General features: G+C 73.1%; 12 protein-coding genes and 1 tRNA gene. 8 read left to right on the top strand and 5 right to left on the bottom strand.

Annotation, left to right across the window (positions count from 1 at the left end):
• Nucleotides 1-14 precede the first annotated feature (14 nt).
• Both PUR61_RS33775 and mscL read left to right on the top strand, forming a co-directional pair.
• Nucleotides 15-311, top strand: a complete 297-nt coding sequence (locus tag PUR61_RS33775) for an FmdB family zinc ribbon protein (RefSeq protein ID WP_329883327.1) — start codon at nucleotides 15-17, stop codon at nucleotides 309-311.
• 630 nt (nucleotides 312-941) lie between these two features.
• Complete coding sequence (gene mscL / locus PUR61_RS33770) at nucleotides 942-1,361, top strand: large conductance mechanosensitive channel protein MscL (protein ID WP_329883326.1); 420 nt, start codon at nucleotides 942-944, stop codon at nucleotides 1,359-1,361.
• Nucleotides 1,362-1,384: 23 nt separating this feature from the next.
• On the opposite strand, the gene PUR61_RS33765 is transcribed toward mscL, so the two are convergent.
• Entirely contained in the window at nucleotides 1,385-1,675 is a 291-nt protein-coding gene (locus PUR61_RS33765) for a hypothetical protein (protein WP_329883325.1), read from the bottom strand.
• 139 nt (nucleotides 1,676-1,814) lie between these two features.
• A complete protein-coding gene (locus PUR61_RS33760) occupies nucleotides 1,815-2,786 on the bottom strand; it encodes a sigma-70 family RNA polymerase sigma factor (RefSeq protein WP_329883324.1) in 972 nt (323 codons plus the stop codon).
• 440 nt (nucleotides 2,787-3,226) lie between these two features.
• Between PUR61_RS33760 and PUR61_RS33755 the strand changes: the two genes are divergently transcribed.
• The gene (locus PUR61_RS33755) at nucleotides 3,227-4,027 is read left to right on the top strand and encodes a phosphatase PAP2 family protein (protein ID WP_329883323.1); all 801 of its coding nucleotides are present in this window, start codon (nucleotides 3,227-3,229) and stop codon (nucleotides 4,025-4,027) included.
• 269 nt (nucleotides 4,028-4,296) lie between these two features.
• Here PUR61_RS33755 and PUR61_RS33750 read toward each other — a convergent pair.
• A tRNA-Arg gene (locus PUR61_RS33750) sits at nucleotides 4,297-4,369 on the bottom strand.
• A 248-nt stretch (nucleotides 4,370-4,617) separates the two neighbouring features.
• On the opposite strand from PUR61_RS33750, the gene PUR61_RS33745 reads away from it, so the two are divergent.
• Nucleotides 4,618-6,162: a glycosyltransferase family 39 protein gene (locus PUR61_RS33745; protein WP_329883322.1), complete on the top strand. Its 1,545-nt coding sequence runs from the start codon at nucleotides 4,618-4,620 to the stop codon at nucleotides 6,160-6,162.
• A 204-nt stretch (nucleotides 6,163-6,366) separates the two neighbouring features.
• Nucleotides 6,367-7,281, top strand: coding sequence for a YhjD/YihY/BrkB family envelope integrity protein (locus tag PUR61_RS33740; protein ID WP_329883321.1), 915 nt, complete (start codon nucleotides 6,367-6,369; stop codon nucleotides 7,279-7,281).
• Between the two features lie 44 nt (nucleotides 7,282-7,325).
• On the opposite strand, the gene PUR61_RS33735 is transcribed toward PUR61_RS33740, so the two are convergent.
• Nucleotides 7,326-9,683, bottom strand: coding sequence for a D-alanyl-D-alanine carboxypeptidase (locus PUR61_RS33735; RefSeq protein WP_329883320.1), 2,358 nt, complete (start codon nucleotides 9,681-9,683; stop codon nucleotides 7,326-7,328).
• A gap of 299 nt (nucleotides 9,684-9,982) precedes the next feature.
• On the opposite strand from PUR61_RS33735, the gene PUR61_RS33730 reads away from it, so the two are divergent.
• The 3 genes from PUR61_RS33730 to PUR61_RS33720 all read left to right on the top strand — a co-directional run bounded on the left by PUR61_RS33730 (nucleotide 9,983) and on the right by PUR61_RS33720 (nucleotide 12,375).
• A complete protein-coding gene (locus PUR61_RS33730; protein WP_329883319.1) occupies nucleotides 9,983-10,738 on the top strand; it encodes a GOLPH3/VPS74 family protein in 756 nt (251 codons plus the stop codon).
• A gap of 567 nt (nucleotides 10,739-11,305) precedes the next feature.
• On the top strand, nucleotides 11,306-12,169 hold the full coding sequence (locus PUR61_RS33725) for a helix-turn-helix domain-containing protein (RefSeq protein ID WP_329883318.1): 864 nt from the start codon (nucleotides 11,306-11,308) through the stop codon (nucleotides 12,167-12,169).
• Complete coding sequence (locus tag PUR61_RS33720) at nucleotides 12,166-12,375, top strand: DUF397 domain-containing protein (protein WP_329883317.1); 210 nt, start codon at nucleotides 12,166-12,168, stop codon at nucleotides 12,373-12,375. Before PUR61_RS33725 ends, PUR61_RS33720 begins: the two co-directional genes overlap by 4 nt.
• Before the next feature lie 170 nt (nucleotides 12,376-12,545).
• Here PUR61_RS33720 and PUR61_RS33715 read toward each other — a convergent pair whose 3' ends face one another.
• Nucleotides 12,546-13,661: an ADP-ribosylglycohydrolase family protein gene (locus PUR61_RS33715; protein ID WP_329883316.1), complete on the bottom strand. Its 1,116-nt coding sequence runs from the start codon at nucleotides 13,659-13,661 to the stop codon at nucleotides 12,546-12,548.
• Nucleotides 13,662-13,820: the final 159 nt, after the last annotated feature.

Here is a 13,820-nt window from a genome sequence, read left to right as displayed (position 1 = left end):
CAGGAGGAAGACAAGTGCCCACGTACCAGTACCAGTGCACCGAGTGCGGCAACGGCCTGGAGGCGGTGCAGAAGTTCACCGACGAGCCGCTGACCACCTGCCCCGACTGCGAGGGGCGCCTGCGCAAGATCTTCTCCGCCGTGGGTGTGGTCTTCAAGGGCTCCGGTTTCTACCGGACCGACAGCCGCTCCTCCTCCAGCAGCTCGGTGAGCACCGGCTCGTCGACCTCCTCGTCGACGTCGACCTCGTCGTCGTCCTCCTCGTCGGGCGGCTCCGCGCCCGCGGCGAGCCCCGCTCCCGCAGCGGGCTGACCTCCGCGACGAAGCCCGGACTGCCGGACTGCCGAAACAGAACGACCGAACGGCCCGTCGACCCGCAATATGCGGGTCCGGCGGGCCGTTCGCATTCCCAGATTCTCTAAATTCCCCCGAACGGCGCAGAAGTGCACCCGTTCGGCGGAGGCCGGTCCTCCCCGGGCCCGAGTTTTCCACAGGGCAGGGAAAGGGGCTTCCGACCACCGGGCCAACGGCCCAGAGTGTGCGTCACGAGAAACCGGCCCGCCGCCACCCGGAAACGGACCCGGTGGGGGCCGGCACCCTGCGACCACCGGTGGTGCCCGTGCCGACCAGGAACCCCTCCCGCCCGCTCCCCTTCCCGCTGCCGCCACTGCCCGCGCCGAGCGTCCCGCCACGACAGCCGGTGCCGTCGTTCCCGCCGATCAGACGCGGAGCCGGGCGCGGACACCGACTCCGACAGGCGCTCCGGCAGGGCCCAGGGGCCCTGGCCGTCCTCGTGCTCGCGGCGGCCGTGGCACTCACCTTCGGCCCCGCGCGAGCGGGCCTGCCACCGCCGGAGGCGGCCTCCGTCCACCGAACGGGTTGTCCATCAGAGGGAGCGGAAGATCACCCGTAACCGGATTTCGACTTCGTCGTTCACGCGGCATGAAAGGCTTCAAGGAATTCCTGCTGCGTGGAAATGTCGTCGAGCTGGCCGTCGCCGTGGTCATCGGCGCCGCTTTCACCAACATCGTCAACGCCTTCGTCAAAGGCGTGATCAACCCGATCGTCGGCGTGTTCGGCGCCAAGGATCTCGCGGCCTACAGCTCCTGCCTCAAGGGGCCCTGTGAGGTGACCGCGGCCGGTGAGGTCACCACCGGCATCCTCATCCTCTGGGGCAGCGTGCTGAGCGCGGTCCTGCAGTTCCTGATCACCGCCGCCGTCGTCTACTTCTGCCTGATCCTGCCGATGACCACCTATGCCGCCCGGCGCAAGACGCCGGCCGAGATCCGGGCGGAGGCCGAGGCCAAGGAGGTCCTCCTGCTCACCGAGATCCGCGACGCCCTGGTCACCCGGACCCTCTGAGGCGCACCGGGCCCGGCCGCCGGTCAGTCGCCGTGGTGCGGCGGGCGCTGGCTCAGGTACCAGTCCAGCCCCCGCCCACCGTTCTCCCCCGCCTCCGGGCGGCTGCCCCAGCCCGCGTCGGTGTCGTCCCGGGACTGCTGGTCCAGCGGGTCCCGGAAGACCAACCGCGCCCGGTCCGCCCCGGCGCCGCCCGCCCGGGCGCCCCGGGCCTGCTCCCGACCGTCCGCCGACGCCCCGTCCGCCACGGCTCCGCCCGCCGGATCCTTCTCCACCGCCGCGTCTCCGCCGTCCATGCCGCTCACACCGTCACCCATGCCGTCCACCGCCTTCGCCGATCCCCCGCCCGTCCCTACAGCCTAGAAGGCCCTGCCCCGCCGCCGCGGACGCACGTGGGCCCGGTGCGGAGCGCTCCGCACCGGGCCCACCACGCCCCGTTCTCCCGACCGTCGGCCGTCACGCCGCCTCGAAGCCCGCGTGGTCGGCGATCTTCTTCAGCTCGGCCAGCGCGTGCTTCTCGATCTGGCGAATCCGCTCCCGGGTCAGGCCGTGCTGCTTGCCCACCTCGGTCAGCGTGCGCTCCCGGCCGTCCTCCATCCCGTACCGCGACCGGATGATCGAGGCCGTGCGGTCGTCCAACCGCCCGATCAGATCGTCCAGCTCCTCGCGGCGGAGCATGACCATCACGGCATCCTCCGGCGAGGTCGCCCCGGTGTCCTCGACGAGGTCGCCGAACTGCGTCTCGCCCTCGTCGTCGACCGACATGTTCAGACTGACCGGGTCACGTGCCCAGTCCAGCACGTCCTTGATCCGGGCCTCGGTGGTGTCCAGCTCGGCCGCGATCTCGGACGGGTCGGCCTCCCGGCCCAGCTCCTTGGACTTCTCCCGCTGCACCCGCCGGATCCGGCCCAGTTCCTCCACCAGGTGGACGGGAAGCCGGATCGTACGCGACTGGTCGGCGATCGATCGGGTGATCGCCTGCCGGATCCACCACGTGGCGTAGGTGGAGAACTTGAAACCCTTGGCGTAGTCGAACTTCTCGACCGCCCTCACCAGGCCCGCGTTGCCCTCCTGGATGAGGTCCAGGAGCGGCAGGCCGCTGCGCGGGTAACGCCGGGCGACGGCCACCACGAGACGGAGGTTGGACCGGATGAAGACGTCCTTGGCGCGCTCGGCGTCCTCGGCTATCGCCTCCAGCTCGTCGCGCTGCACGCTCGCGGGGAGCTCGTCCTCCTCCAGCAGGTGCTGGGCGTACACACCGGCCTCGATCCGCAGTGAGAGCTCGACCTCCTCGGCGGCATCGAGCAGGGGCGTCCTGGCGATCTCGTCGAGGTACATGCCGACCAGGTCACGGTCGGCCTCGAAGTTGGTCGGGCGGGCCGCGCGAGTCCGGTCGGCCCTGTCGCGAACGACGGCACGGGTGGCCATGCTTGTGCTCCCTTTGCTGGTGTTGCCGAGGTCTGCCTGCCTGCCCGGAGCGGGCAAGAAGCGGGGGCCCCGCGGGGCCTCACACGTAACGATCCAACGAACAGATTCCGGACAACATTCCCAAGTCGCTCAGATTCTTCCGACGATGCAGTATCCTGCCGGATTTCACCGCAACACTGGACGGAGGGTGACCGCTCGGACACCTGAGGTGTCGACTTTGAAACCGGGCCGGCCCGGGGCGGGCGGCAGGTCGACGCCCTCGCCGCGACCCGCGGCGCACTCCCGCGCACCGCCCCTCTTCTCGTGAACCTCCGGGCCGGCGCCCGCGTTCCCACGGGCCGCGCCCGCCCCCGGGCGCACGCAGGTCCTCCGCACAAAAGATGCCAAATCGCTATCGGTCCAGCGCTCGATCGGCACGACCGGCTGGGAAGGTGTCAGCCATGCACCTGACCAACAGCTCGCCCACCATCACCCCGCGTGATCGCCACCTGCTCCGGCACGCGGCTCTCGCGGTCGGCTGTGCCGCGCTGTTCGCCGTGCTGGCGGCCCTGGTGCAGACGGCCTGGCGCCCGCTCGCCCGCTTCGACCACGCGTCGGTCGGCGACCTGCACCACTACGCCACGGAGCACACCGTGTGGACCGCCGCGGTGCAGATGTTCTCCAACATCGGCGGCACCGTCACCATGCGGACGGTGCTCGGCCTGGTCGCGGTCTGGCTCTGGCTGATCGGCGCACGGGTGCTGGCCGGCTGGGTGGCGGCGCAGACCCTGATCGGCTGGGGCGGCCTGTGGGTCCTGAAGCTCTCGTTCGGCCGCGAGCGGCCCACGTTCCCCGAGCCGGTCTCGCACGCCGGCGGCCCGGCCCTCCCCTCCGGCCACGCGATGGCCTCCGCGATCACCTGTGCCGTCCTGGTCGGCCTGCTCTGGCCCCGGGTCCGCCGATCCGGCCGGATCGCCGCCTGCTCGGTCGCCGCCCTCACCGTGCTGGCGGTCGGCTTCACCAGGGTCGCCCTCGGCGTCCACTGGCCCAGCGACGTCCTCGCCGGCTGGCTCGCCGCCGGTATCGTCCTCGGCGCCGTGACGGTCGTCATCGAGCTGTCGCGTCCCGGCGCGCTGGCCCGCGACGTCCGACGGGTGGACTGGCGCACCCGCCCCCGGGTCCAGCGCGTCCTCGTCTCTCCTACCGGCCTGCCCGACGACGCCGCGGAACCCAGCGGTCACCCCGACGAACTGATCCGCTGACACACCCCTCGGGGCCGCCTCCGCCCGCACACTCCGCCCGCTCCGGGCACGGGTCTGGCCGGGTCGGGTCGGGCTCCGGGCGCTCTGCGTCGGTCGGCGCCCGGATCCCTGACTGCCGGACCGTGGCGGCGGGGACGGACCGCGTCCGAGCCGGGCCGGGCCGGGCCGGGCAACGCTGAGCGGCCGGTGACACGTGACGACGAAGGGCCGGCTCCGAGGATCCCCTCGTGAACCGGCCCTTCTCACGTCATCCGCCGTGATCGGCGCTGTGCCCCAGGCAGGATTCGAACCTGCGACACCGGCTTTAGGAGAGCCGTGCTCTATCCCCTGAGCTACTGAGGCGGGGATGACCGCTGACAGCCTAGCGGATCGGCGGAGGGAGGGGTGGCGGTACGAGGCGGGGCGGCCGGACCGACGGGGAGTCAGCTCCGCCGGGAGGGCGGAGCCCGGGTGCGGAGTGGGGGCCACCGGTGATCACCCCCCGAGCTGATCACTCCGCAGGGGCGGCGGATAGCCTGGGTGAACAAACGTGCCGGTGGGGGCATTGGCGTCCACCGGGGAGGACCACAGCGAGGACGGGGCGCGCCAGCATGACGTCGGGGGACCAACAACGGTACCGGCCCGCCGTTCTTCGGCTGCTGCAGACGGTGTGGCTCTGGCCGGCCCTGATCATGCTGGTCGTGGGCGGGTACCGGCTCGGCACGCCCGACCTCTGGCGGGACGAGGTGGCGAGCTGGACGGCGGCCACCCGCCCGCTCGGGGACCTGCTGCGGATGCTGCAGCACGTCGATGCCAGCAACGGCACCTATTACGTGCTCCTCCACGGCTGGACGGCGGTGTTCGGCGACTCGGTGATCTCCCTGCGGCTGCCGTCGGTGCTGGCCATGGCCGGTGCGGCCGGGTTCGTGGCGCTCACCGCCGAGCGGCTGTTCGGCGGCCGGGTCGCGGGGATGTCCGCCGGGGCGCTCTTCGCGGTCGTGCCACTGGTCTCCCGGTACGCGCAGGAGGCCCGCTCCTACGCGCTGGTGACCTGTGCGGTCGCGGCCGCGACCTGGTTCCTGCTCCGGGCGCTGGACGAACCGACGCTGCGGCGGTGGGCGCCGTACTGCGTGGCGATGGCGGTCGCGGGGGCGGGACACCTGGTCTCGCTGAGCACCCTGGTCGGACAACTCTCCCTGGTGACGCCGTACCTGCTCCGCCGGGGCGCGGCGCGGCGACGGCTGCTGTGGCGGCTCCCCCTGGCGGTGGCCGTCGCGGCGCTGGCCGCGCTGCCGGTGGCGGTGCTGGGCAACCGGCAGTCCGGGCGCCAGCTGGGCTGGCTCGCCCGGCCGAGCCTGGACCAGCTGTGGCACTTCGGCGAGCCGCTCTTCGGTTCGGCCCGGGTGTTCCACGTCTTCGTGGTGCTCGGGCTGCTGGCCCTGGCCCTGCCCGGACGGCGGCGGCCGGCGGTCCAGCTGCTGCTGCTCGCGGTACTGCCGGTGCTGGCGGTCTGGGTGATGTCGCGCGGCTCGACCTCGTACTTCCTCGACCGGTACCTGCTGTTCACGGTGCCCGCCTGGGCGGCGCTGGCCGGCGGCGGGATCCGCGCCGTGTACGGCGCGGTGGTGGCGGTCGCCCGGCGGACCCGGACGCCCCGGGAGCTGCGGGTGGCGGGGCTGCTGCTGGCGCTCGGGCTGGTCGCGACGGCGGGAGTGGTGGCCCTGCCCCGGCAGTCGCTGGTCCGCTACCAGGGTTCGCACTCGCAGTCGAAGGAGCCGTACCAGGCGGCGGCCGGGCTGATAGCCGCCGGTTACCGTCCCGGTGACGGGCTGGTCGTGCCGCTCGGCGACCAGGCCTGGTCGATGGTGGGACCGGGTGTCTCCTACTACCTGCCGGACCGGGTGCAGCCGTACCCGGTGTTCGTCGAACGCAGTGCCGCCCAGGCCGAGGACCTCTTCCCGGTGGCGTGCCCGCGGCCCGCCGACTGCACGGGCCCCGGCCGGCGGGCCTGGCTGCTGGTGCTCGGGGACACCGCCGATCCGCTGGCCGTGCTGCCCGGCAACCAGGTGGCGGCCCTGCGCGAACGGTACGGCCCGCCGGACCGGGTGACGCCGCTCGGCGGGGTGACCCTGGCCCTGCTGGACGGCACGCGCTGACGCCGTAGCACCGCTCGTACCCTCCGGAGCGCGGGCCCTCCTCGCCCGCCTCGCACATCCCTCCCTCCCCCGGGCACGTCGCGGCCGGATGTTCCGGGCCACGCCGCCGTGCCGCCCGCGCCGTGTCCCCCGTCGCCCCCGGATGCGCGCTCCCGGAGGGCGGGCGACCATGGTGCGCAGTGACCAGGTCGGGAGGACGGGCCCGTGAGCGAGCAGCCGACCGGCCGGAGGACCCGGCGGAAGGCCCGGCGGAGGGCGCGGTGGAGAACGCGGTCGGCCGAGCTGACCGGATACGCGCGCGGACTGCCCGAGCACGTGCCGATGGTGGGCCGGGCTCTGCACCATCTGATCCGGGTCAACCTGCTGGACTGCGCGACCCGGCTGGCCGCCCAGGCGTTCCTGAGCGCACTGCCGGCACTGTTCGTGGTGGCGGTCTTCACCCCGGCGGCGATCCGGGAGGGCGTGGTGCGGTCGCTGCGCAAGGAGCTGGGTCTGGAGGGCGACGCGGCGCAGTCGGTGCAACAGTTGCTCGGGACCGGCCACGAGCAGGACACCGGGTTCGGGCTGCTCGGCGCGCTGGTGACGCTGTTGTCGGCGACGGCGCTGAGCCGGGCGATGCAGCGGGTCTGCGAGCGCTGCTGGGAACTGCCGAAGTCGGGGACGAGGGTGGCGGCCTGGCGCTGGCTGGTCTGGCTGGCGGTCTGGCTGGTCACCCTGGTGCTGCAGACGCCGGTCCGGGACGGCTTCGGGTTGGGGGCCTGGCTGGGGATCCCGCTGACGTTCCTGGACGGGACGGCGATCTGGTGGTGGACGCAGCACCTGCTGCTGGGCGCCCGGGTGCGCTGGCTGCCGCTGCTGCCGGGGGCGCTGCTCTGCGGGACGGTGGTGGTGGGCCTCGGGGTGGCCTCGCGCGTCTACCTGCCGGGCGCGATGGCGCGCAGCATCGGCCAGTTCGGGCCGTACGGGGTGGTCTTCACCGGGCTGTCCTGGCTGATCGTCATGTTCGCCGGGCTGACGCTGTCGATCGCGCTGGGCCGGGTGGTGTCCGAGGAGGAGTCGGTCGCGGGGCTGTTGGGTTCGCGGACCGAACCCGGCCGCTGGGGCGGCGCACGGTTCTGAGCCCCGGGCGGAGCGGGTGCCTGCCGCTCCGCCCGGGGTGTCGCTCAGAGGGCGCGGGTGAGCCGGGAGGCGATGGACGGCGGGTTCAGGTCGGACTGGAGCACGACCGGGACCTCGATCCGGTTGTCGCCCTCGCCCGAGCGCAGCACGCCGACCTTGTCGCCCGCCCTGGCGGTGTGGCCGACCTTCACCGCGTCCAGCACGAGGGTCGCGGTGATGCCGGGGAAGCCGGCCACGGTGAGGTCCTTGCCCGCGACGACCGGGACGGTGCCGCCGAGCCCGTCCTCGACCCGGCCGACCACCTCGCCCTGCTTGGCGAGGCTCTGTCCGGTCAGCCCGTTCTGGGCGGCCTGGATCTGCTTGGCGCTGACGTTCTGGACCATCTTGAGGATGCTGGGCTCGGCGGTGGTCGCCGGCTGGCCGAGGGTGACGCCGAGGATCAGCCGGCGCACCCCGCCGACCTCCTTGTAGGCGGCCCACATCAGGCAGCCGCCGGCCGGGGTGCTGGAGCCGGTCTTGACCCCGATGATGCCGTTCTTGGGGGAGATCAGGGTGTTGGTGTTGGAGATCTTCTGGTTGTTGAAGGTGGTGTCCGGGGTCGAGACGATCTGCCGGAAGATCTCGTCCTGCATGACCTGGCCGGCCAGCTTCAGCTGGTCCTTGGCGGTGCTCTTGGTGTCCGGGCTGAATCCGGCCGGGTCGGTGTAGGTCGTGTTGGTCATGCCGAACCTGGCGGCGGTGTCGTTCATCTTCCTGACGAACGCCTCCTCCGAACCGGCGTCCCAGCGGGCCAGCAGCCGGGCCACGTTGTTGGCCGACGGCAGCATCAGCAGTTCCAGTGCCTGGTACTGGCTGATCTGCTGGCCCTCGACCAGGGTGGCGCGGGACTCGTCGACGTTGCCGGACTCCTGGGCCGCCTGCTTGTCGACGGTGATCTTCGGCCCGCTCTCGCCCTTCTTGAGCGGGTGCGACTGGAGGATCAGGTAGGCGTTCATGACCTTGGTGACGCTGGCGATCGAGGCGGGCGTCTCCTGACCGGAGCTGCCCAGGCTGCCGACGCCGACCACCTCGGCGGCCGACTGGCCCTTGGCCGGCCAGGCCAGGTCGAGCCGGTCACCGGCGAAGGTGAAGCCGCCCGGGGCGGTGAGCCGCACCTTGCCGTCCGGCAGCGGGCGGAGCAGCTGGGCGGTCACCGCCGCGCCGAGGACGACGGCCAGGAACAGGGTCCAGATGGTGATCCGCTTGAGGGCGCGGCGCAGCGGTGAGACCGGGCGGGCGCTGAGTGCGGCCAGGACCTCCATCGCCTCGGAGGTCGACTCCGGGGACGGCTCCGGGGCGGGAACGGGCTCCGGGGCGGGGAGCGGTTCGGGCTCCGGCAGCGGCGGCGCGGGCGGCACCGGCCGGCGGTCGGGGGTGGGCAGCGGTTCGGGGGCCGGGGTGGGCCCGGGCTCCGGTGCGGGGGGTACGGGTGCGGGCCGGGGCAGCGGTTCCGGGTCGGGGGTCGGCTCGGGCTCGGGCAGCGGGCGCGGCGCCGGCGGCGCGGGGACGGTGCCCGCACCGGGGGCCGCGGGGGCGCGGAAGGCCCGAAGGGCCCGGGTCCGCTCCGCGTGGTCCGGCTTCTCGAACTTCTCCGTCTGCTCCGTCTTCTCCGTCTGCTCGGGCCGGTCCGTCCGCTCGGGCCTGCCGGTGTCCGGGGCGGCTCCGGCGGTGGCGGCCCCGGTGGGGCCGGCGGTCGAGGAGCCGGCGGTCGCGGCCCCGGCGGCACCCCCGCCGTCCGTCCGCATGGCGAGACGGGGGTCGGCGGCGGCCGGGCGCTTCGCCGGCCCGTCCCCGCCCCGCACGCCACCGGCCCCGAGGGGTTCCACCAGCTCCTCCGGCAGGCGCAACGCGGTCGTGGCCTCGTCGGCGGGGAGTCGCAGGGCGGTGGTCGCGTCGTCGGCGGGCAGTCGCAGGGAGGTGGTCGCCTTGTCCGACGGCAGGCGCAGCATCGTCGTCCGGATGTCCGCATCCCGGACACGGAGGTGGGCGGTGGTGCCGCCCCGGGGCGCGCCCGACGCGCCGGAGGCGGTGGCACCGGAGCGCTCCGCACCGGCCGACCCTGCCTCGGACCCAGCCGCCGACCCAGCCGCCGACCCGGCCCCGGAAACCGGCCCGGACTCGGAAGCGGTCACGGCGTCGGAGCCGGACGCGGACTCGGATCCCGACGCGGATCCGGACGCGGTCGCGGGCTCGCCGGACTCGGGTGCGGAGCCGGCCGCGGCCGACCCGGCGGCGGCGCCTCCGCCGGCACCGACCGCCTCCGCGGCAACCTCCTCGGAGGCCGCGGCGGCAGCGGTCCGTTCCCCGTCCCGCTCCCGCGCCCGCTCGCCGTCCCGCAGCACCCTGTCGGGGGACTCGCCCACGTAACCCAGCCTCCTCAACGCCCGGCGGGGCACCGGCAGACCCGATTTCGGGAAGCCGGTACCCCGCCCCGTGTACCTGTACAGTCTCCGCCACCGGCGACCGTTTGCGGTCGCCCACACCCCGCCCGACCGGCGGTTATTGCCGTGGCGCGGCCGCACTGCGGCCTGTTCAACGGTCAGACGCCGGGCCCGCCACGGCCGGTTCCCCCGCTCGATCGCAAGGTCACGATTCGGAGGCGTACTCGACAAGCCCGTGTGAGAGGCGTCACGCTGTTTCCCATCCACGCGGGGAGGCTTGGATGGGCAAGAGCCGCAGAACTATTCCCGAGGAACTCTTGCTGCTCGCTTTGGACCCGGCCACGGGCACCACTGCGCAGCCGCAGACCCTCGACCTCGGACTCGCCGGGGCCCAGCTCGTCGAGCTGTCCCTGGCCGGACGGATCGTTCCGGAGGGAGACCGCATCGCCGTGGTACTGCCACGGCCCACCGGTGACCCGACACTCGACCACGCGCTGGAGCTGTTGCGGCGACGTGGCAGTCCGGTCCGCGCCGCGCACTGGATCGGCGGGCCCCGACTGGGGCTCCGGCAGACCTATCTGGCGCACCTCGAACGGTGCGGCATGGTCACGGCCGTGCCGGGCCAGGTGTGCGGGGTGCTGCCGACGACGCGCTATCAGGCGTCCGACGACTGCACCAACGCTGCGATCAAGCAGCGGTTGGACACCGCGATCCGCACCGGCGTGCCGCCGGACCCGCGGACCGCGGCGCTCGCCGCGCTGGCGCACTCGGTGGGTCTGGGCAAGCACCTCTACCCGGGCAACGAGGGCCGGTCGTCACGGTCCCGGCTGCGCGACCTGATCCGGTACGACCCGCTGGGCGGGATGGTCGCGCACGCCGTGATGGACGTGCAGAACGGCCTGCCGAGCCAGCAGAACCGTTCCGCCCAGAGCGGCGGCGCGGCCCCGGCCGCGAGCAACGGCCGTCCGGCCCCACGCTCGGCGCCCGCACGCGGGTCCGGCGGACGGGTCGCGGCCCCTCGCGTCGGCGTCCGCTGACCCGACGGGGCAGGTCCGGCCGGCCGGGTAGGACCGGTTGCCGGACCGGCACGCGAACCACCCGCGCGCAGGGAACTCACCCGCGCGCAGAGCGGCGCTCGCCGCATCGCTCGCGCCGCACGGCGGCGCCGAGCAACCAGCAGTGAGAAGGGGCGGTCGCCCGCGACGGAAGTCGCCGGCGACCGCCCCTCCGCCGTCCCCACGGGCGGTCCGACCCCACTCGGCCCGGCCCGATCCCCCGCAGAACGTCGTCCGCACCTCGGCCGCATACCGCCCCCGCACGTGCCACCCGCACTTGCGCGGCCCCGCGCCGCGTCCGCACGATGTCCGCACCGCCGTCGCAGCACCACCGGAACGGGCCGCGGAGTCGCATTACCACTCCGGGGTGTCCGTTGTCTCACCGAAGCGCTTTTCCGATGATCTGTTCTACTGCGCTCCTGTGATAACCCGGCGCCGACCTGATCCAAGGTGACATGCTGCACAACGTCAGGGGGGTTGATCCCGATTTCCACAGTGTTCCGAGGACTGCCGTTCCAACGATCACCAGAAGTCCGACCGGAGGCCGACGTGTCCGCGAACATCAATCCCACGGTGCGCCGTCGACGCCTCGGTTCGGAACTGCGCAAGCTCCGCGAGGGCCTCAGCATGACGGCCGAGGAGGTCGCCGGCCGGCTGATGGTCTCCCAGTCGAAGATCAGCCGACTGGAGAACGGCCGCCGCTCCATCAGCCAGCGGGACGTCCGTGACCTCTGCGACGTCTACAACGTCACCGACGAGGCGATGCGGGCCAGCCTGATGGAGATGGCCCGGGAGTCCCGGCAGCGCGGCTGGTGGCACGACTTCAACGACATGCCGACCCCCTACAGCGTGTACATCGGGCTGGAGGCCGAGGCCTCCTCGATCCGGGCGTACGAGTCCTCCTTCGTCCCCGGGCTGCTGCAGACCGAGCAGTACGCGCAGGCCGTGGTCGAGGGCACCCAGCCGGACACCGACGCGCTCTCCGTCCAGCGCAGGGTCCAGGTCCGGATGAAGCGCCAGGACCGCGTCCAGGGCGAGAACCAGCTGGGCAGCCTCTGGACCGTCATAGACGAGGCGGTGCTGCGCCGGGAGGTCGGCAGCCGCGACGTGATGGCCGACCAGTTGAAGCACATGCTGGAACTGAGCCAGCGCCCCAACATCACCATCCAGGTCATCCCGTTCGCGCACGGCGCCCACCCCGGCATGACCGGGACATTCTCCCTGCTGGAGTTCCCCGAGTCAGCCGATTCCACGGTTGTCTACTTCGAAGGGGTGACGAGCGATCTCTACCTGGAGAAGGAAGCCGACGTGCGCCGCTATACCAGTCTCTACGACCACCTGCGGGCAGCCGCGCTCGGGGTGACGGAGAGCCGGTCGCTGATAGCCACGATTGAAGAGGGATACCACGGATGAGCACCACCTTCGAGAACGGGACGACCTGGTACAAGAGCAGTCACAGCGGCGGCAACGGCGCCTGTGTGGAGATCAGGGTGCCCGCCGCCGACGCGGTGGCGGTCCGGGATTCCAAGGATCCCGAAGGTCCGCAACTGCGTTTCTCCGCCGAGGCCTGGAACGTCTTCGCCACCGAGGCCGGAGCCGGGGTGTTCGGCGGGTTCTGACCTCGCGTCGCACCGCTTCTCGGCCCAGGTGCCCGTAGCGGTGTCCGCCGCCCTCTCCCGGGCGGCGGACACCGCTACGGGCATCTGGGCGTCCGGAGCCATGCACCCGTCAAGACCGGACCCCGCCGCGCGACGGCCCGGTCGCGCGACGGCCCCGCCGCCCGACGGCCTCAGCCGAGCACCGGGTAGCGGGCCGACCAGGCCTCGCCCTCCGGGGTCCGTGCGCTGTGCAGTTCGGGCCCGTGCAGGAGTTCCAGGACGAAGTCGTCCGCCAGCTCCAGCAGCGCCCCCCGCCCCTCCAGGCCCACCACCAGGCCGGGCGGCAGCGCGGTGTCACCGTGCAGCACTCCCAGCAGGTTGCCGCAGATCGCGCCGGTGGAGTCGCTGTCCCCCGAGTGGTTCACCGCCAGCAGCAGCCCGGACCGGACGTCGTGCGCGACCAGCGCGCAGTACACCCCGATCGCCAGCGCCTCCTCGGCGACCCAGCCCTCCCCCAGCGCCTCCACCCGCTCGGCGGACGGCTCCCCGGCCCGCACCGCGTCCAGTGCCGCCCGCAGCGCGGCCGTCGTCTCCTCGTGCGCCGGCCGCTCCGAGAGCAGGGCGAGCGCCAGGTGCACCCCCTCCTCCAGGGTGCCGCCCCGGGCCACGGTCTGGACGATCACCGCCAGCGCACCCGCCGAGAGGTAGCCGGTGGGGTGGCCGTGGGTCAGCACCGAGCACTCCACCGCCAGCTGGAACACCAGCCCCGGCTCCCAGGTGGTGAGCAGCCCGAACGGCGCCGCCCGCATCACCGTGCCGCACCCCTTGGAGTGCGGGTTCTTCGGCGACTCCAGGGTGCCCAGCCGGTCGGCGTCCACCCCGGAGAGTCCGGACAGGCAGGCCTGCCCGGGCGCCCGCTGCGCGTACAGCCACTCCTCCCGGCCGAGCCAGCCGAGGTCGGACCGGCGTTCGTCCGGTCCCCAGTCCCGTTGGGTGGCGGCCCAGCGCAGATAGGCGCGGTGGACGTCGGTGGGCGGGTGCCAGCTGCCGGTGTCCCGGCGGATGTGGGCGCGGATCAGGCCGTCGACGGTGAACAGCACCATCTGGGTGTCGTCGGTGACCGCCCCCAACCGCCCGTACGCGGGGACGTAGCCGGTCACACCGCGCGGGCCGTGCGCGGCGCGGATCTTCTCCAGCGAGTCGAACTCGATGCCGGCGCCGAGCGCGTCCCCGATCGCCCCGCCGAGCAGACAGCCCCGCACCCGGCTGCGGAAGTCCTGTTGCTGTGCGCGTGACCACAGTGGCATCACGACGGGCGCCTTTCGTACGAAAGCGGGCGGACCGCGCGACGCACGGCCGGTCGCGCGCCCTCGCACTGTATTCGAAGGCCCGAACGGGTCGCGGGCCTCCCTGGAACACCAGCACTTCCACCCGATGTCGCCGGTCCGCCATGCCTCGTCCACGGA

It is taken from the genome of Streptomyces sp. BE20 (genome assembly GCF_036322525.1).
In the GTDB taxonomy this organism is placed as follows: domain Bacteria; phylum Actinomycetota; class Actinomycetes; order Streptomycetales; family Streptomycetaceae; genus Kitasatospora.
Note: the sequence above shows the minus strand (reverse complement) of the source record. Positions and strands in the feature narration are given on the sequence as shown.